Origin of the sequence: Clostridium chromiireducens, from assembly GCF_003575225.1 — a bacterium.
In the GTDB taxonomy this organism is placed as follows: domain Bacteria; phylum Bacillota; class Clostridia; order Clostridiales; family Clostridiaceae; genus Clostridium; species Clostridium chromiireducens.
Genome location: NZ_QXDJ01000004.1, coordinates 311,630 through 330,086, shown reverse-complemented (window position 1 = coordinate 330,086; position 18,457 = coordinate 311,630). Strand labels below are relative to the sequence as shown.

The window sequence follows — 18,457 nt, the reverse complement described above, 5'->3', positions numbered from 1 at the left end:
TTATGAAAAAGAAATTAGGGATTATAATTGTTCTGTTAAGCATAGTGATAACTTGGATGGCCTGGCTATTTATGGAACCAGTAAGAGAGATTTCACCTATGACGGGATATTCTCAATTATTAGCATCATTTTCTTTAGTTGCATTTGCATTTATTAATTTTATTTCTACTAGGCATAAAATATTAGATAATTTATTTGACGGCTTAGATAAGTCGTATATTTATCATAAATATTTAAGTATATCTGCACTTGTTCTAGTTATACTTCATAATGTCACAATAGATATTGGGAAAAAGACTGAAAGGGCATTAGGGATAAAAGGAGTAAAGGATCCTTATGCAATGTTTGGGTCATTTAGTATGTATTTATTTATAGCTCTTATATTTATTGCTCTTGTTGCAAAAAAATTAAATTATGAAAGATGGAAAGTCATTCATAAAATTATGATTATTCCATATGCTTTTGGAATTTATCATTATTATGGAAGTGCAACTTATGCTGTATTTTCTTTTAAACCATATTCCGTATGGCTAGACATTATAAATTTAATAGGAATTGTATCTGTAGCATATAGTATATTCTTCTATGAAAAACTTTCATTTAAATATAAATATAAAGTGCAGAATTTAGAAAAGGTAGCAAATGGAACTTTAGAGATAACTGGAGCGTCACTTGGAAATGACATAGATTTTAAACCAGGGCAATTTGCATTCTTAAAGGTATTAAATAAGGATAGTAAATTTCCATCCCATCCATTTACAATAAGTCAGGCGCCTAAAAAAGGAGAAATTCAATTTACAATTAAAGCACTAGGAGATGATACTAAAGTATTAACTGAGAAACTTAAAATAGGAACTGAATTTATAGTGTCAGGACCACATGGTAAGTTTGATTATAAATCTGGGGCAAAAAATCAAATATGGATTGCAGGTGGAATAGGTGTAACACCTTTTAGAAGTTTTGCTCAGTCTAATATAGATGATAATTTTTCTGTAGACTTTTTCTATGCATACAATAATGCAGAAGAAGGTGCCTATACAGATGAATTACAAGCTTTAAGTAAGGATAACCTAAGAATACACCTATTTAATTCAAAGGAAAAAGGATTTTTATCAGTAGAAGAAATAAGCAAATCTGTAAATATAAAAGATGTCGTAGACGTGTATTTTTGTGGGCCTAAACCAATGAGGGAAAATTTAAAAAAGCAATTTAAGAATAGCAAGTTTAGGGTTTTAATTTTTAACTATGAACATTTTCAATTTAAATAATTGTAATTAATAATTAAGGTGAATTAATAAATAAAGCGAGGGAATATGTTTAATCCATCGCTTTATTTGTGTTATAGAGGTATATAAATTTTATGATTATATCGAGAATATAATTAAAATTGTAATTTTAATCACATTTATTTTTACAGTTATCACAACTAGAACTAATTTCAGAAGATTCTAAATGGATCATAATTTCAGAGTTATCTAAAGAGTTCTTTATATCATTTTCAATTTTATCACATACGTCATGCGCATCTTTAATTCGCATGTTTTCAGGAAAAACCAAATGTAATTCGATATATCTAACTCGTCCGGATTTTCTTGTTTTAAAGTTATGGTAGTTACAGTAAATAGCAGAAAATTTATTTATACTGTTTTCAATAACTTTAATTTCGTCACTAGATAATTTGACATCTAAAAGTGGGTTAAATGCAGATATTAATAGCTCAATAGCTTCTTTTAATATAAATATAGCAACTAAAATAGCTACAATTGGATCTAAAAAGTTAAATTTAGTTATCCATAAAAGGAACAAACCAATTCCCACACCTAATGATGTATAAACATCAGCCTTCAAGTGAAGGGCATCTGCTTCTAAGGCTATGGAATCTTCTTGCTTAGCTACCTTGTATAGTTTTCTAGAAACTACAAAATTTATAGCAGAAGAAATAAACATAACTATAAAGCCAAGTCCTATTGATTCTACTTCTCCAGGAATTATTAATTTTTTTACTGCTTCAACTATTATCCAAACAGAAGCTACTAGTATAAGGAGGGCCTCAATTACACCAGAAATATTTTCTACTTTTCCATGCCCGTAAGGATGTATATCATCAGCTGGCTTATCAGATATTTTAACAGAAAAAAACGCTATTATAGAGGCTAATAAGTCCATAGTCGAATGTATGGCTTCGGATATTATGCTTACTGAACCAGTAGCAAGCCCTACAATTAACTTTAAAGTTATTAGGATGCTATTTGAAAAAAGAGATAATCTTGCAGCTTTAACTTTTGCATTCATATAAAACTCCCCCATATTTAAATAAGTATTATCATTTGATAAACAAATCAATAATATAATATATTTATATGCAAGAAAAGTCAAGGTATAACTATTGAAGTGTATTATCAATTGATAATAATAGCTATTATATAACCATTGATGATTGTCCAAGTTCTAAAGTGACCGAGAATGTTTTGGATATATTTTTGAGTTACAAAGAGAAATGAAAGAAGACGCTTATTATCCTGGAAATTTAGATGGCATATATGGAGAAGGAATGAAGCAATATGTAATAAAATTAAGGAAAGATAATAGCAATAGCGTTTGTTAAAATAGATTTAATCTTATTTCCAAAATGGTCAAAAGGTGATATCCTATTATATGAGAAAGGAAGTGAGTGTGCTGGAAGCATTTGAAAGCTTTGAATCATTAAATGATAGGTGTAAATATATCTTTCGTATTATACAAGAGAACGGTCCTATAGCTAAAAATGAATTAGCAAGCAAAAGCAATATAAAATTAACGACATTGAATAGAGAACTTAAAATATTACTTGATGAAAAAATTATTGTAGAGAGTCATATAGGAGAATCTACAGGCGGTAGAAAACCTAGTTTGTATGATATAAATCAAGAGGGACTTTATATAATTGGAATAGACATTTCTCGTATTTACACTAAAGTTGTTATAACAAACTTGAAATTAAAAATAATAAAAGAAAGGTTATTAAGTAATGAATATAATATTGAGACTATTTCTGAATTTATACCTAGTACTATAAAAGAATTATGTATGAGATTGCAAATAGAAAAATCAGAAATTGTTGGAATTGGAATAGGTATATTTAGTGGATTCAAAATATACCCTTTATATGAAACTTTACGTAAAGAATTTGATGTACCAATATGTATAGATAATGGTGCTAATGCAGCTGTTATTGGGGAGCATAAATTTGGAATTGGAAAAGGTAAAGACAATATTGCATATATAAACTGTGGTGTGGGCATTAGAACAGGTATTATATCATCCGGTACTTTAATTCGTACAATTGATAATTCAGAAGATGCTTTTGGGCATATGATTGTTGAAGTTAATGGAGAGTTATGCTCATGTGGTAATTATGGATGCATAGAAAGCTATGTGTCAATATCAAATATAACACAAAGATTTATTAGCATGATGAAGGAAATTAATCCAGTTGGATTAAACAAAGATTTAAATAACCTTAATTATCGAGATGTTTGCAGTTTAGCAGAACAAAACAATGAAATAGCTATGAATATTATTAAGAATTCAGCATTATATTTTGGAGTTGGACTTTCAAACTATATGAAGTTATTTAACCCTGAATTAATAATTCTAAGTGGCCCATTAGTGGAATGTTCAAAGTTATTTTATAATACAGCGAAGGAAATCGCTTTTGAAAAATGTCATATAAAAAGTAATGATATTGAATTTAGAGATAGCGGATACTTTGAAGACACATCTATAGCAGTAGGAGCGTGTGCTATGGTTATAGAGAAAATAAAAAAATAAAAGATAGGAAGTGGAATTATGAATCCAGTAGCATTTTCAATTGGAAGCTTCGATATTAGGTGGTATGGTATATTAATTGCAACCGGCATTGTACTCGGAATAGTTATATCTCAATATAACTGTAAATGGAGAGATGCTGATTTTGATAATTTGTTAAATATTGTATTGTTATCTCTTCCATTTGGTATAGTAGGTGCAAGATTATATTATGTAATTTTTGAATTTGATCATTATAGAAATAATATTATTGAAGCTATAAATATAAGAAATGGTGGACTAGCTATACATGGAGGTCTGATTTTCGCATTAGGAACAGCATTAATATATACAAAGGTTAAGAAACTTAGTTTTATTAAATTTGCAGATGTTGCGGCCCCTTCAATTATTTTAGCACAAGCTTTAGGGAGATGGGGGAATTTCTTTAACCAAGAAGCACATGGAGATGCTGTAAGTTATGAATTTATTAAGCATTTTCCAATGTTTATTCAAAATGGAATGAATATAAATGGAACATATTATAATCCAACTTTTTTATATGAATCAACTTGGAATCTATTAGTGTTTGTGATATTAATGGTTATATTAAGAAAAAGCAAGGTCAATGGCGCAGCATTTTTTACATACATTGGTTTATATTCAATAGGCCGATTTATAATCGAAGGAATGAGAACGGATAGTTTAATGCTAGGAAGTATTAGGATGGCTCAATTAGTAAGTTTAAGTGGAGTTGTTTTATGGATAGTGTTTATAGGCTTAAGTTATTATAAAAGAGTAATAAAGAGAAAAGTGTGTAAAGAATGATGGGATGGCAAGAATATTTAATTGCAGATGTTATGTAGCAAATTCCAGATTAGAATTTTAACTTGATATATTAAAGAAAGTATGTAATACATATGAAAATTAGTTATGTTAAGTGGAGGAGAGGGAATTGAAATTAAAAGTTTTAGTAGACAACTATACATATATTGACCAATATTATTGTGGAGAACCTGCTGTTTCATATTATATTGAAGATGAAGATACAAAGTTATTGTTAGACGTAGGATATTCAGATTTATTTATTAAAAATGCATATGAATTAGGTGTGGATTTAAAAAATATAGATGCCATTGTAATTTCACATGGTCATGATGATCATACAAGAGGATTACAATATTATTTTGCTCAAAACAATAGAAATAATATTAATATAATTGCTCACCCAGATGCATTTAAAGAAAAAGTAATTAGTAATTTGAAAATTTGTTCTCCTATATTACAGGAGGATTTAAAGGGAAAATGCAATTTGATTCTATCCAAAGAACCTATAAGAGTGAGTAAAAATCTGATTTTTTTAGGAGAAATACCTCAAAACAATAATTTTGAAAGTAGAAAACCTATTGGCAAGCAAATTAACGGGGATACAGTCGTGGATGATTATGTAATGGACGATACAGCACTTGTATACAAAAGTGAAAATGGCATTTACATCGTTACAGGATGTTCTCATAGTGGGATATGTAATATTGTAGAATATGCAAAACAGGTCTGCAAAGATAATAGAATATTAGGCATAATTGGGGGCTTTCATTTATTTGAAGTAAACGAACAGGTAAATAAAACTATAAACTACTTAAAGGAAAACAACATAAAGGAATTATATCCTTGTCATTGTACTTCTTTTATTGTAAAAGCAGAAATACATAAATCAGTTCCCATTAGAGAAGTAGGCGTAGGATTAGAAATAAAATGGTAAGTCAATATATTTTTTGGCATTTGACAACAAAATTTTTGAATCGAATAATAAACTAATAGATAATATAACAAAACATGGTATAACACAACGAGGTGTAAATTGAAGGTTGTGTTATATCATGTTTTATTTTTTGTAAATATAAATAAGTAGGGAGTACAAATGAAATTCAAAAGACTTATATGGATAGGGTAATTAATTTCAAATACTAAAAGAAATAATTGAAATTAATCTTTACGAAGGCATAAAAAAATAAAAACTCCACAAAATAAAATTTGGAGGTGTTTATTTATGAATGTAACTTTAACTCAAAAAGAAAGAATGTTGTTAGAAGATCAAAAAAGTCATGAACAAATTTGTATACAAAAGTATTCTAATTATGCAAATGCGGCACAAGATAACCAATTGAAACAAATATGTAATAATAATGGGCAAATTGAAAGGCAGCATCTTGATACAATTAATCAATTATTAAGTGGTAATATTCCACAAATGAATCAACAGCAAAATCAAAGTGCTGCACAAAATATGAATAATACTCAATCAGTACCTAGTAATATATCAGACAAAGATATATGTTCAGATTTATTAATGGCAGAAAAATATGTTTCTGGAACTTATGATACTGCTATCTTTGAATTTAAAGATACTCAAGTACGTGATGTATTAAATCATATCCAAAAAGAAGAACAAAAACATGGCGAATCTATATTTAAGTATATGCAGAGTAAAGGCATGTATAATGTTCAATAGACTTTGAATATTAATAAAAGCACAAAAAAGATTACAATTTTCAAGTAAAAACTTTTTTGTGCTTTTATCATTTCTTTAATTTAATTCACAAGAAGCTATGAAAATTACTGAAGAAGTATCATATATATCAATTAGTATATAGACATTTGAAGGGGGTTTTATAAACTTTTAGAATGAATATATTTTTAATCATATGCGAATGTGTACAAGTATGTAAGACCAATTCAGTTATTGCTAAAGGAAAAGATGTAGTATATATTATTGGCGAAATTATGGAACATTACATAAATATCTTTCATAATATATAATTAAAACAATAGCTTATTATAGCTAAAAAATACAAAAGAGGTGTTTTATATGGGGTTTTATCAAAATGAGTCATATAAAGGGCATGATTATTATAAGGTAAGCAAATCTAATAGTAGTGACAGTAAATCAAGAAGTGATTCAAGTCATTCTAGAAGCAGCGCTAGCAGATCAAAGAGTAATGAAAGTAAATCAAGAAGTAATGACAGTAGGTCACAAAGCAGCGACAGTAAATCACGAAGCAATGCAAGCTATTCTCACAGCAGACCATATAGCGAATCATATAGCAGATAATAGCATTTTAAATAAATTTTCTATAGAGATTATTAATATGGATAGGTATTACCACGTCAATGAAATAGTAAATGGATATTTAATTCTTAAGGTAATAGGTGAGGGAAGATACGGGATAGCATATTTAGCTATCAATGACAAATATGAAAAGTTTGTAATTAAACAATTAAAAGAAGATATGCTTGAAAAAACTAGAGAAAAATTGTTCTATGAAGAGAAAATATTACAAGGTTTGAACAATCCTAAATTCCCAAGGTTTATATCAAATTTCAAAGATGAATATAGGGAAGGCTATATTTTAGAATATATAGAAGGTAAAGTGTTTGAAGACTTGTTAGTTAGGGATGGGTATGAATTTAGTAGAAATGAGATTTATGAAATCGGAGGACAACTTTTAGAATTAGTAGAGGTACTGCATAATAATAATTTTGTGCACCGAGATATTAGACTTCCTAACGTAATATTGAAAGAAAGCAAAGAATTATCGCTAATTGATTTTGGATTAGCTAGAATTATAGATAATAAAAAATATGTGAGAGAGATGGATTATTGGTTTATAGGTGATTTTCTAATTCATTTATATTATTCATCATATAAAGAAAATGAATTAGAAGAAAGACCTTGGTTTGAAGAACTTGATTTAAATTCCGAAGAAGAGATATTTCTAAAAAGACTTATGGGTATCGAAAAAAGTTACGGAAATATTGAAGAAATAAAAAAACAACTTGAAAAAATCAAAAATATGAATAAATTTTAGAATATAAGCCATGTGATTTGAGATTATATCTTTAACATCACATGGTCTATTCAGCAATAAGCAAAAGATTAAGTGAAGGAGGCATGTATTATGTCAAATTCAATAGAAATATTAAAAATATATAATGAAAGTTTCAGAGCTAATAAGTATTCTAATGAACCTTTTAGGATGATTGGCTTAATTGATGTAAGTATTGAATATATTTACGGAATAGAAAAAGTAACTCTGGCTTTTTTTAGATCGTCAGGAACCAATAGCGGAAAAATCAAAGGATTATGGTATCCTATTGTAGGGATAAAGACTATGACCGGTGAATTTACTGAGTTCACAGAATACTTGAATTTTGTCTTAACAAATACCACCAGAATGGGAATTGCAGATGAGGGGTGGCTAGCTAAATCTTTATTTTTTGCCAGCGAATATACTAATGAATCAATAATCAGAGGATTTTCAAGTGGAATTTATTATGAAAGCCTTTTAAAAATAGGAAAAACTTTAAGAGATTTATATGAAAAGGACAAATTCCAAATTTTGAGCACATTAGATGCTGAAAAATTAAATAGTATATTAACCTCAAAAGAAATATATAAAGATAATAAGCATACTCAAAGGGAAAACTTTGAGAAATTCATACAAGATATATTTAATGAAGTTAATATGATGGATGCAGAAAATGAAGTTGAAAGCAAAGGAATTGAAAAGACCTAATGATTTCATAATAAATATTTATTTTATTATTGGCATTTGACATTAAAAATTAAATGGAGTAATATGTAATTGTCAAATGCTAATAATTTTAATAAAATGATTAATCACATTTTTATAATTTGAATTATTGAAAATTTCTAAAAGGGGATGGATATAAATGGATAATATAAGGGAACGTGCTATGGAATTATTTAAGCAAGGATACAATTGCTCTCAATCAGTATTTGGAGTTTTTTGTGAAGAGTGTGGAATTGACCTTGAAACAGCACTTAAATTATCATCTTCTTTTGGTGGTGGTATGGCAAGATTGCGTGAGGTATGTGGAGCAGTGAGTGGTATGTTTATGGTAGCTGGTATGAAATATGGTTATAGTGATCCGAAGGATAGTTTATCTAAAACTGAACATTATAAGAGAATTCAAGAGTTAGCTGAACAATTTAAGGAGAAGAATAATTCTATAGTTTGTAGAGATCTTTTAGGATTATCTGTTCAAAAAGAGAGTTATATACCAGAAGAAAGAACAGATGAATATTATAAGAAACGCCCTTGTGCAGAAATTGTTGGTGATGCGGCAGAAATAATATATGAATATATAAAATCACATGAAATAAATGGTATTTAGATAAAATGTATATTTATAATGCATAGAAAATTTAGAGTCACATTTTTAGTAGTAATACCGTGGTTTTGTTACTATATATGCAAATTTTAAGCATTTTATTAAATCTAGTATAATTACATATAAATAGTGATAGCAGATTTAGGTGTTATATCGGTTTGAATATATTATAATCCTAGGAGGATAAAGAATGGCAAGACCAACAAAATTTAGAAGAGTTGAATTTTTCCCGAAAGATGATTATTTTGTACCCTGTGGAAAACCAAAATGTCAAATTGAAGAAATTGTTTTAAAAGTAGAAGAACTTGAAGCAATGAGATTAAAGGATATTGAAGATTTAAATCAAGAAGAGTGTGCTGAAAAAATGCAGGTATCAAGGCAGACTTTTCAAAACATTATAGATAGTGCAAGGAAAAAGGTAGCTACTGCTTTAACAGAAGGTAAGGCAATAAGGATAAGCGGCGGTCATTATACTACAAAGCTTTGCAAATATAAATGTGCTGAATGTGGAACAATCTATGAAATAAATTATGATCAAGACAGAGCCATTTGCCCAAGTTGTGGTTCAGAGAAGGTTATGTGTAGTAAAAAAGCAGGATTCTGCAAAAATTGGTGTAGAAGTAATAACATAGATGCTAATGAATAATTTAAAGCTAAGACTTATAAGCATGAAAAATAATAATAGATCCAGTATACATATATATTGGTCTATTATTTTTTTGTTTGTGAACTTTTTATTTATTTATTATGACAGTCATGATCACCAGAATCTGTTATTGTTATATGCTATTTATATATTGTATTAAGCTTATAAATGGTATATGTAAATAATAATTAATATAGTAGAACAGAAAAATTATTTTTTACCATAAGTAACTAAATCACAGAAATAAAAATAAGATGAGTTTATAATGAAATTATAAATCATTTGGAAATTAGAAGATGGAGGAATTTAATATGGCTAAAATAATAAATAGTAATGAGTTTGTTGAAAAAGTTGAAAACACTAAAGGTGTGGTAGTTGTAGATTTTTTTGCGACATGGTGTGGTCCTTGTAAAATGTTAGGCCCAGTATTCGAAGGGGTTAGTAATGAAATGGTGGATAAAGCTGAATTTTTTAAAGTAGATATTGATAAGAGCAGTAGAATAGCTCAAAAATATGGAATAGCAGCAGTTCCAACTATGATTATTTTTAAAGACGGAGTTCCAGTGGAAAATTTAGCAGGCTTTATGCCAAGAGAAAATATAAGTAGAAAAGTTAAATCACACTTATAAAATTTTCATAGACTTCTCATTATAAAAATAATGAGAAGTCTATATTAATTTTGTCAAAAAGTGAACTTGAATGTTTATTAAGTTACTTGGTAACACTAACACTGCGGATGATATCATTAAGGAGAGATGTATTTATATGGAATTAATTAAGGAACTTCTAGTAGTAGGGATAAGAATAGTAACAATCCTGCCACTGATGCTAGGAGTAACATTTTGTATGGGAAAACGTTCAATTGGAGAGCTTCCGGTTTTTGATTTTCTTGTAATAATAACTTTCGGAGCAGTGGTTGGAGCTGATATAGCAGATCCTAAAATACCTCATATTCATACTGCAGTAGCTATTGTGCTAATAGGACTATCACAGATAGTAGTTTCAAAACTTGTAATTAAGTATAGAAAGTTAGGTCATATTATTACTTTTGAACCTACAATAGTTGTTGTAGACGGTAAATTAATAAAAAGAAACCTTAAAAGACTGCGTTATTCAATAGATAACTTACTACAAATGATAAGGGAACAGGGGATATTTGATATAAAGGATGTATATTTAGGGATTATTGAAGCAAACGGTAAATTATCTATACTAAAGCAGCCTAATAAGGAAAACATTACAATAGAAGACATGAAGTTAGAAAAAAAGAACTCGTCATTGTCGTATCCGGTAATAATTGATGGGAAGGTGTATGAAGATGTGCTTGCTAAACTTGAACTTTCTAATGATTGGTTACAGCAAGAATTGAAAAATCTTGATGTGAAAAATTTAGATGAAGTTTTCTTTGCATCTGTAAACACTAAGAAAGAACTTCACGTTTCTCTTGAGAATTATATGAGTGATAAAGGAAGTATTCCTCCAATATATAATTAAGTCTTAATAAAGAATATTACTAAAATAATGATTAAAAATTAATTAAGAGAGTATATTATTTACATTTAAAGTAAAATAATTAGTAGAATTTGGAGAAGTTTTAAGAAAGTGTTGATATAGAATACATGATAAAGATATTGGGATAACAATTGTAAAAGAAGTTTTATAAAGTAATTGCATATATTCTAAAGTAATCCAATACAAGTCATGAATACTACTTTTACTAATATTTTTGTAGATTATAATTTTCGGTAATGGTTAAGATATTACTGCCAAACAAAATTAATATTATTAAGGGAGGTAGATGTATATGTCATCAAATAACAGTGGAAGAAACAGAACTTTAGTACCAGAGGCAAGACAAGGATTAAACAGATTAAAGGCTGAAGTTGCTTCAGAAGTAGGTTTACATGACTATGAACAAATTGATAAAGGAAACCTTTCTTCAAGACAAAATGGATATGTTGGTGGAAACATGGTAAAACACATGATAGAAAGCTATGAACAAGGTTTATAATAATTAATCAACAAAGAAGATAGCTAATTATATGTAAAAATACTTTTCATAAATTAAAGAAAGGCTAGCAGAGCGATATATTATTTATATGTTTGCTCTACTGGCTTTTTAGTTTTCTTGATTAAGATAAATTAAACTATCAGATATTTATGTTAGAGTATCAGGAGTTTCGGACATTGATATGAACTCATCATTTACTTTGGAAACTCTATCTTCATTAGTTAGGACGGTTAAATAGTCTCCTGGTAGAATCATAGTATTTCCCTTAGGGATTAGTTCGGTTTCACCACGTCTAACAGCCACAAGGAGGCAGCGAGATGGCCATTTTACTTCTTTAATCTGTTTACCATCTAACTTTGATCCCATACATACAGCGAACTCAAGTAAAGCTTTATTTATATTATCACCAATGGATGTTTTATTACCTTGATTTTGCAAAAACTTTTCTAGTAATGCTTCATATATAGGTTTAGAAGCAAGAACGTCTGCTACAATATATGCTATTATAGAAACAATAGCTAAAGCGAGCAAATGATTAAAGGAACCTGTCATTTCTGTAATTAGGATTGTTCCAGTTATTGGCGACTTGACTACTGAAGCGAAATATCCAGCCATGGCCAATATTATAAAGTTATTTATGTAAATACTGTCCAAGTGAGCAATATGCATAAGAATTTCTCCATATACATTTCCAATTAGTGCTCCAATCGCAAGTAAGGGTAGGAAGATTCCACCAGGGGCACCTGAACCGAAACTAGCCATGGTGAATGCAAATTTAATAATTAGAATAATAACTAATAATGTAAAAGAAAAGTTATTTTCAGTTAATGATGTAATTAATTCGTGGCCGCCACCTAAAACTTCTGGTAATAAAAGACCTAAGGCTACTGAGAATAACAAAGGAATTATGATTCTAAATTCTTTTTTTAGCCAGGTTTGTTCTAAGTATAAGCTTTGAGTCTTTAAAAGAACTTTATTAAATACAACTCCAAGCACTCCAACAATTATGCCAAGTATAATTACATACAGATAAAAATTAAGTGGCAGTGTAGCAAAATCTCCAAAATTAAAGACTGGTTTTAGTCCAAAGAAACTGCTTGCAATAAAATCAGCTGATAATGCAGAGGATAGTGCAGAAAGTAAAATTAATGGTGAAAAATTTTTATGAACTTCTTCTAAAGCAAACATTGCTCCAGCTAAAGGAGCGTTAAATGCGGCTGCAAGTCCTGCACTTGCACCACTCGTAATAAGATATTTTTCTTCAAGTTTTATTCTTTTAAATATTTTACTAAATCCTTGTCCAACCGCTGCACCTAATTGAACAGAAGGGCCTTCTCTTCCTAATGAAAGTCCAGAACCTATTGAAAGAATGCCTCCGAAGAACTTACCCAAAATTACTTTCCACCATTTCATATCTAGTTTTCTAAGTAAAACTCCTTCAACTTGAGGAATTCCGCTTCCACTAATCATAGGCTCATTTTTCACCATCAATCCAACTAAGTAACCGATGATTATCACTAATAGAATCCATGGTAAGATAATAAGGTGATTAATTGATATAAGCTTATAAATATAATTTAATACAATGCCTGCTTTTTCAAGTGCTAAACGGTATAGCACAATTAATAAACCAGTAACGATACCTATGCATATTCCTTCAAAAACAAGTTTTAGCTTAAAACTATGCCAATGAAACAAAGTATTATAGGTACTCTGTTTATTTTCCATTTCTATTCCCCCAATACATTAGATGAAAAAATTATTTTGTATATAATCATACAAACATATATATGTTATCATATATATAAGCGTATGTTAATAGTATAAGATACTTTAAATTTTATAGAAGAGTAAGAACTTCTATAAATTTTATACTAATTTATTAGAATAAAAAAGATTGCCCTTCCGCTAAAAGCAAAAAAGCAATCAACTATTTTTTTAAAATACATCATAATTAAAACTTATTTTCTAGCTATTAATTAATATTTTTTACCCAGATATTCATATCTTCAAAGGTGCCACAAATATTGCAATTGTTTACCATTCTACCTGTGAAGTTGTAACTTTGCTTACTTAATATAAAATTTATACTAGGATTTATTGCTCTACATAAGTTATATAAAGTAAGGAATCCTTTATTTTTAAGATCGCATTCTAAACAATGAACTATGTTTGCCAGAATTCCTTTGCCTCTATAGGCAAGTAAGGTAGCGCAGTCTGTTATTTCTGCGTTTAAATTTTCCTTATCCATTTCAGCCGATGCTACGCTAACTATCTTGCCGTCAAAAACGGCAACTTTATATAAAACTTTATCGTTCATAGTTTGCCTTAAATATTCTTCATTATATATAGGAGTAGGATAAGTCAAAAATACTGTAGAGAATAGTTTGATCATTTCAGAAATATCATTTTCGGTAGCAGTTCTTATTTGATATACTGGATTGATTTTGCTGTATACATAAGTATTCCGTACATTTAAACATTCTTTTACTAGTAAATTTTTTTGCGTAAAATTACTACAGATTTTTCTATCGCTATTAATAAAGTAAGACATACAAAATGCATCTTTACCCTTAAAGTATCCATCAATCTTTCCTTCTTGAGTGAAACCTGCATTTATTAAAGTTTCAAAAGATTCTGTATCACAATTGCATATAACTTTTCCAAGGTGAAGTTTTGATGCAAAATGAATTATTCTTTTAAGAGTTTGAAGTGAAATAGTATTCAAGTTAAGTATTTTCAGACGTTTATTTGTTAGATCAACAAAAGCTTTCGTACGATCGATCTTGGTATAATAGTTGCTATTTAAGTCACATCTATCTGCTCTCATAAAATTGTTCTCTCCTTTTAAACGTTAACATATTTATATTAAAAGTCTAATAGATTATTGAATATCTGTTGCTATTAGACTTTCAAAATTATTACCCTTGGCATTACTTTCAAGAGCATATAAATCTTTTGTTACCTTTGATAAGCTTAAGACATCACTCATTTCATAGAATCCAATCTTATCTTGTATAAAATTTATTGCGTGGATTGCTCCAGAGGCAAAAACTTTTCTTGAAAAGGATTCATGAGAAATTGTAATTCTATCATTTTCTCCAACAATCAAAACTTCATGTTTTCCGACAACACCGCCAGCTCGAACTGAATTAATTGGAATATTTTCTTTAGAAATATCTTTGCCTAAGTAGACTAAACCATCTTTTATTTCATTAGCTATCTTTAAAGCGGTACCAGATGGGATGTCCTTTTTTTCCTTGTGATGTATTTCGGAAATTTGAAAATCATAATTATTCAATAAAATTGAAGCCAATTTTGTTAGTATCATTAGTACATTTACTCCAAGGGTTATGTTTGGAGCATACACTATACCTGTATGATTTCTATAGGCTAAATTTTTTATTTTATCTAATTCTGCTTCTGAAAACCCTGTAGTACCTATTATCATATTAATTCCCATTTGTGAAATAATTCTAGAGTTTTTTAAAGTAGCTTCAGGTGTTGAAAAATCGACTACAACGTCTGGTCTACAAAGTACTAATGTTTCCTCTAATTTATTAGTCCCTTCTATTTTTATACCAATTTCTTGAATTCCAATGACTTCGCCTAAATCCATGTGCTTTCTTAAGCTTCCAGGGCTACACATAACAGCTATAATTTTCATACTTCTTTGATTAAATATCATTTTTGCAATTTCTCTGCCTGTTTTTCCAAGTCCTATTAGACATACTTTTAACATAAGAAATCCTCCTTTAAATTACTTGATAAAAAATAATAAGCCATAGAGAAGTCTCTATAGCTTATTAAGCAATAATATTTATGGGTATGCTAAAGAAAGTATATTAGCAATATACAAAAACTTCTCTTCAACGCTTACGAGATTAGCTGACGGATTCGGATTGAAGAAAAATAACCCTACTTATCCTAAAATAAGATTCACCCCAAAAATTGGTTCTCCCGTTCAAAAAGATTCAGCGTTACTAATATTATTTTTTTGTTAGTATCTGTATATAACCATATCATTTTAACATATATATGTCAATATATATATTTATGAGTATATATTATTGTATATATATTACTTGGATTTATTTGAGATATTTATACTTAAATTATCAATATATAGTTAATATTTGAGCCGTCCTAAGGAATAATTTTTAATATGGGAGGCGAACCATTTATTCAATGAATAACTTATGTTGTGTCAGAAGAGTTTTATACGTTAAATCAGATTTCGCCACGTGAAGCATCGTAGGCAAGTAATGTGCAAATGAGATCACCTTTAAATCTAACTGGTAAAGGGGTAAATGTAGCTTTAATGATTAGTATATATTGACTCATATATATGTTGATGTTAGTATAATTAAGTTATAGTATAGTTATAAGAAATAAAGTAATTGTTAATAATTACTTAATTATATATGGAGGTTATTTATGGATAACAAGCTTACATCAAAAGAGGAATTAATTTCTAAAATGGAGGAACTAATATCTAATAACGAAGGTCCTTTCAGTGTAGTTGTTGCAGATATTGATGATTTTAAGAATTTAAATAATTTATACGGTCATTCTACTGGGGATGAAGTAATTAAAAAGTTGATTTCAATTTTAAATAACAATCTATCTTCAACAGATATGGTATGTAGATCAGGTGATGAATTTAATATATTACTTGTAAAAAAAGGTGCTGAAAGAAGCTTTATGGAGCTTGAGGAAATAAGAAGATATTTATCGGATAATACATTCAACCTAGTTGAAAACTCTGATGATAATGTTTATTTCACTTTAAGCTTTGGTGTGGCAAGTTATCCAAGAGATGCTAAAAACGCAGTTGAACTTTTTAGAGTGGCCGATAGTGCATTATTTAGGGCAAAAGAATTAGGTAAGAATAGAATATGTCTTTCTGAAGCTGAGAGTATGGTGTTAAAATCTAATTATTTTACTAAAACTCAACTTGATAGATTATCAAGACTATCTAAAGCAACTGATAGAACTGAAGCGTTTCTTCTTAGAGAAGCTCTCGATGATTTATTTAAAAAATATAGCAAATAGTTGCTAATTAAGAAAAACTAGGTTGACTATTGATAGATTAGAGACACGTTTAAGCAAGAAGGAATTTCCTCAACGATTTCTTCAATAAATGATGTTAAATATGTAACTATTGAAGTTAGTGGTCAGTTGGGATATGAGCTAAAATATGATAAAGAACCTTGAGCGAGTAGAATAAATTATCAATGTTAGTTGAGCATACTGCATAAATCTTGATTATTATATTAATCTATAATATAATCAGTAATGTAAAAATAAACGAATATGATTAGATACGGTTGGGCAAATTATATAATTTGCTTTCAAGCAATCAGTTTCTGGGGTGGGAAACTCTTTTTTTGAGTGTTTCCTACCTCTTTTTTATGGGGCTTTTTAATAATGAAAAGTATTGGAAAGTAATTCTAACTAGTATTGTATATAAAAAGGGGGATTAACAGTGAAAAATAAAATCAAAACTAAAGTACTAAGTCCATTCTTATATTTTTTTAAGAGTGAATCTTCGAGTGGTATAATTCTTTTAATTTGTGCTATTGCAGCAATTATAATTGCAAACTCAAGCCTTGCAGGAGTTTATGAGCATATACTGCACGCAAATGTAACTATTGGATATGGAGAGTTTTCTTTGTCAATGTCAGTTCTTCATTGGATTAATGATGGATTGATGGCCATATTTTTCTTAGTTGTTGGTATGGAAATAAAGAGGGAAGTGGTATTTGGGGAGCTTAAATCTTTTAAAAAGACAATACTCCCAATATCTGCAGCTATAGGAGGAATGATTGTTCCAGCAGTAATTTATGCATTATTTAACTATAATGAGCCAACTATTACAGGATGGGGAATACCGATGGCAACAGACATTGCGTTTGCACTTGGAATGCTTTCTTTAGTTGCAAAAAATGCACCAAAAGGAATTGTTGTATTTCTTACTGCACTCGCTATAGTTGATGATTTAGGCGCTATTATAGTAATAGCAATATTTTATAATAGTCAAATTTCTTGGATAGCGCTTTTACTAGGATTAATTGTTTTTATTACACTTATCTTAGCCAACAAATTTAAAGTTGAATATATATCTGTTTATATTATTTTAGGTGTAATTTTATGGATTTGTCTTTTAAAATCAGGTGTACATGCAACAATTGCAGGTGTCTTACTAGGCATGACATTGCCAATTGGAGAAAATATTCATAAATTTAAGACCTCAATATTGTATAAGCTTGAACATACTTTAACACCATGGTCTAGCTTTGGAATTATGCCAATATTTGCTTTTGCAAATGCGGGTATAATAATTAATATTGATAGTTTTTCGAATAATTTGTTTTCACCAGCTTCCTTAGGAATTGTATTTGGTCTTTTTGTAGGAAAGCAAATTGGTATATTTGCAACTTCATTTGTTCTAATAAAATTGAAAATAGCTAAATTTCCATCTAATGTAACCAAAAGACATTTATATGGGGCAAGTGTTTTTGGTGGGATTGGGTTTACTATGTCAATTTTTGTTTCATCTTTATCATTTACAGATACAGCTATATTATCTGAAGCAAAAATGTGTATCATGATTGCTTCAATTTTAGCAGCAGCATACGGTACAATAGTATTTAAATTTATAAAGTTTAAAAGCGAAAAACTAAATGAAAATTAAAGAATTTTTCTGTATAGTTATTGCATTATTATCAAGTGTTTGGATACAAATAAAAGTCATTCTGAAAAAAGTGAACTCAGCTTTAGAGGAGATTTACCTCCTTAATAAAGCTGAGTTTTAATTG

The 18,457-nt window shown here is 28.9% G+C and carries 18 protein-coding genes, 1 riboswitch and 1 other annotated feature; of the genes, 14 read left to right on the top strand and 4 right to left on the bottom strand.

Going from position 1 to position 18,457, the window contains the following annotated elements:
* Positions 1 to 2: 2 nt before the first annotated feature.
* The gene (locus D2A34_RS17415; protein WP_119367420.1) at positions 3 to 1,268 is read left to right on the top strand and encodes a ferredoxin reductase family protein; all 1,266 of its coding nucleotides are present in this window, start codon (positions 3 to 5) and stop codon (positions 1,266 to 1,268) included.
* Between the two features lie 127 nt (positions 1,269 to 1,395).
* Here D2A34_RS17415 and D2A34_RS17410 read toward each other — a convergent pair whose 3' ends face one another.
* The gene (locus D2A34_RS17410; RefSeq protein ID WP_079441629.1) at positions 1,396 to 2,292 is read right to left on the bottom strand and encodes a cation diffusion facilitator family transporter; all 897 of its coding nucleotides are present in this window, start codon (positions 2,290 to 2,292) and stop codon (positions 1,396 to 1,398) included.
* A gap of 363 nt (positions 2,293 to 2,655) precedes the next feature.
* Between D2A34_RS17410 and D2A34_RS17405 the strand changes: the two genes are divergently transcribed.
* The 11 genes from D2A34_RS17405 (at position 2,656) to D2A34_RS17355 (ending at position 11,636) form a co-directional block, all read left to right on the top strand.
* Positions 2,656 to 3,810: an ROK family transcriptional regulator gene (locus D2A34_RS17405; protein ID WP_079441628.1), complete on the top strand. Its 1,155-nt coding sequence runs from the start codon at positions 2,656 to 2,658 to the stop codon at positions 3,808 to 3,810.
* Between the two features lie 18 nt (positions 3,811 to 3,828).
* Positions 3,829 to 4,611 carry a prolipoprotein diacylglyceryl transferase gene (gene lgt, locus D2A34_RS17400; RefSeq protein WP_079441627.1) on the top strand — a complete coding sequence of 261 codons (783 nt, stop codon included), beginning with the start codon at positions 3,829 to 3,831 and terminating at the stop codon, positions 4,609 to 4,611.
* Between the two features lie 127 nt (positions 4,612 to 4,738).
* On the top strand, positions 4,739 to 5,545 hold the full coding sequence (locus D2A34_RS17395; RefSeq protein WP_119367419.1) for an MBL fold metallo-hydrolase: 807 nt from the start codon (positions 4,739 to 4,741) through the stop codon (positions 5,543 to 5,545).
* A 288-nt stretch (positions 5,546 to 5,833) separates the two neighbouring features.
* Positions 5,834 to 6,295 carry a spore coat protein gene (locus D2A34_RS17390; RefSeq protein WP_079441625.1) on the top strand — a complete coding sequence of 154 codons (462 nt, stop codon included), beginning with the start codon at positions 5,834 to 5,836 and terminating at the stop codon, positions 6,293 to 6,295.
* A 424-nt stretch (positions 6,296 to 6,719) separates the two neighbouring features.
* Complete coding sequence (locus D2A34_RS17385; RefSeq protein WP_242966158.1) at positions 6,720 to 7,652, top strand: serine/threonine protein kinase; 933 nt, start codon at positions 6,720 to 6,722, stop codon at positions 7,650 to 7,652.
* A gap of 90 nt (positions 7,653 to 7,742) precedes the next feature.
* Positions 7,743 to 8,360: a hypothetical protein gene (locus D2A34_RS17380; protein WP_119367418.1), complete on the top strand. Its 618-nt coding sequence runs from the start codon at positions 7,743 to 7,745 to the stop codon at positions 8,358 to 8,360.
* Positions 8,361 to 8,517: 157 nt separating this feature from the next.
* Entirely contained in the window at positions 8,518 to 8,982 is a 465-nt protein-coding gene (locus D2A34_RS17375; RefSeq protein WP_119367417.1) for a C-GCAxxG-C-C family protein, read from the top strand.
* Positions 8,983 to 9,169: 187 nt separating this feature from the next.
* Positions 9,170 to 9,625: a DUF134 domain-containing protein gene (locus D2A34_RS17370; protein ID WP_119367416.1), complete on the top strand. Its 456-nt coding sequence runs from the start codon at positions 9,170 to 9,172 to the stop codon at positions 9,623 to 9,625.
* Positions 9,626 to 9,936: 311 nt separating this feature from the next.
* The gene (gene trxA / locus D2A34_RS17365) at positions 9,937 to 10,254 is read left to right on the top strand and encodes a thioredoxin (RefSeq protein ID WP_119367415.1); all 318 of its coding nucleotides are present in this window, start codon (positions 9,937 to 9,939) and stop codon (positions 10,252 to 10,254) included.
* Positions 10,255 to 10,390: 136 nt separating this feature from the next.
* Positions 10,391 to 11,119 (top strand): DUF421 domain-containing protein, encoded by a 729-nt coding sequence (locus D2A34_RS17360; protein ID WP_119367414.1) that lies wholly within the window; start codon positions 10,391 to 10,393, stop codon positions 11,117 to 11,119.
* A gap of 310 nt (positions 11,120 to 11,429) precedes the next feature.
* Complete coding sequence (locus D2A34_RS17355) at positions 11,430 to 11,636, top strand: alpha/beta-type small acid-soluble spore protein (RefSeq protein ID WP_079441620.1); 207 nt, start codon at positions 11,430 to 11,432, stop codon at positions 11,634 to 11,636.
* A gap of 147 nt (positions 11,637 to 11,783) precedes the next feature.
* Here the strand turns inward: D2A34_RS17355 and D2A34_RS17350 are convergent, their stop codons facing one another.
* The 3 genes from D2A34_RS17350 to dapB all read right to left on the bottom strand — a co-directional run bounded on the left by D2A34_RS17350 (position 11,784) and on the right by dapB (position 15,378).
* Positions 11,784 to 13,364, bottom strand: a complete 1,581-nt coding sequence (locus D2A34_RS17350) for a ClC family H(+)/Cl(-) exchange transporter (protein WP_182629409.1) — start codon at positions 13,362 to 13,364, stop codon at positions 11,784 to 11,786.
* A gap of 247 nt (positions 13,365 to 13,611) precedes the next feature.
* Complete coding sequence (gene ablB, locus D2A34_RS17345) at positions 13,612 to 14,466, bottom strand: putative beta-lysine N-acetyltransferase (protein WP_119367413.1); 855 nt, start codon at positions 14,464 to 14,466, stop codon at positions 13,612 to 13,614.
* A 54-nt stretch (positions 14,467 to 14,520) separates the two neighbouring features.
* The gene (gene dapB / locus D2A34_RS17340; protein ID WP_079441617.1) at positions 14,521 to 15,378 is read right to left on the bottom strand and encodes a 4-hydroxy-tetrahydrodipicolinate reductase; all 858 of its coding nucleotides are present in this window, start codon (positions 15,376 to 15,378) and stop codon (positions 14,521 to 14,523) included.
* A gap of 116 nt (positions 15,379 to 15,494) precedes the next feature.
* Positions 15,495 to 15,626: riboswitch (cyclic di-AMP (ydaO/yuaA leader) on the bottom strand.
* Positions 15,627 to 16,073: 447 nt separating this feature from the next.
* Here dapB and D2A34_RS17335 point away from each other — a divergent pair.
* Positions 16,074 to 16,691, top strand: a complete 618-nt coding sequence (locus D2A34_RS17335) for a GGDEF domain-containing protein (RefSeq protein WP_079441616.1) — start codon at positions 16,074 to 16,076, stop codon at positions 16,689 to 16,691.
* A 273-nt stretch (positions 16,692 to 16,964) separates the two neighbouring features.
* Positions 16,965 to 17,020, top strand: a sequence feature (sodium ion sensor (DUF1646 type); this cis-regulatory element may regulate processes involved in with the transportation of sodium ions).
* Positions 17,021 to 17,124: 104 nt separating this feature from the next.
* Entirely contained in the window at positions 17,125 to 18,333 is a 1,209-nt protein-coding gene (gene nhaA, locus D2A34_RS17330; RefSeq protein ID WP_119367412.1) for a Na+/H+ antiporter NhaA, read from the top strand.
* Positions 18,334 to 18,457 lie beyond the last annotated feature (124 nt).

Excerpts from the sequence above, each read along its gene's own strand:
- D2A34_RS17415 (WP_119367420.1), top strand. The coding sequence starts at position 3 with ATGAAAAAGAAATTAGGGATTATAATTGTTCTGTTAAGCATAGTGATA.
- D2A34_RS17410 (WP_079441629.1), bottom strand. The coding sequence starts at position 2,292 with ATGAATGCAAAAGTTAAAGCTGCAAGATTATCTCTTTTTTCAAATAGC.
- D2A34_RS17405 (WP_079441628.1), top strand. The coding sequence starts at position 2,656 with ATGAGAAAGGAAGTGAGTGTGCTGGAAGCATTTGAAAGCTTTGAATCA.
- lgt (WP_079441627.1), top strand. The coding sequence starts at position 3,829 with ATGAATCCAGTAGCATTTTCAATTGGAAGCTTCGATATTAGGTGGTAT.
- D2A34_RS17390 (WP_079441625.1), top strand. The coding sequence starts at position 5,834 with ATGAATGTAACTTTAACTCAAAAAGAAAGAATGTTGTTAGAAGATCAA.
- D2A34_RS17380 (WP_119367418.1), top strand. The coding sequence starts at position 7,743 with ATGTCAAATTCAATAGAAATATTAAAAATATATAATGAAAGTTTCAGA.
- D2A34_RS17375 (WP_119367417.1), top strand. The coding sequence starts at position 8,518 with ATGGATAATATAAGGGAACGTGCTATGGAATTATTTAAGCAAGGATAC.
- D2A34_RS17370 (WP_119367416.1), top strand. The coding sequence starts at position 9,170 with ATGGCAAGACCAACAAAATTTAGAAGAGTTGAATTTTTCCCGAAAGAT.
- trxA (WP_119367415.1), top strand. The coding sequence starts at position 9,937 with ATGGCTAAAATAATAAATAGTAATGAGTTTGTTGAAAAAGTTGAAAAC.
- D2A34_RS17360 (WP_119367414.1), top strand. The coding sequence starts at position 10,391 with ATGGAATTAATTAAGGAACTTCTAGTAGTAGGGATAAGAATAGTAACA.
- D2A34_RS17355 (WP_079441620.1), top strand. The coding sequence starts at position 11,430 with ATGTCATCAAATAACAGTGGAAGAAACAGAACTTTAGTACCAGAGGCA.
- D2A34_RS17350 (WP_182629409.1), bottom strand. The coding sequence starts at position 13,364 with ATGGAAAATAAACAGAGTACCTATAATACTTTGTTTCATTGGCATAGT.
- ablB (WP_119367413.1), bottom strand. The coding sequence starts at position 14,466 with ATGAGAGCAGATAGATGTGACTTAAATAGCAACTATTATACCAAGATC.
- dapB (WP_079441617.1), bottom strand. The coding sequence starts at position 15,378 with ATGTTAAAAGTATGTCTAATAGGACTTGGAAAAACAGGCAGAGAAATT.
- D2A34_RS17335 (WP_079441616.1), top strand. The coding sequence starts at position 16,074 with ATGGATAACAAGCTTACATCAAAAGAGGAATTAATTTCTAAAATGGAG.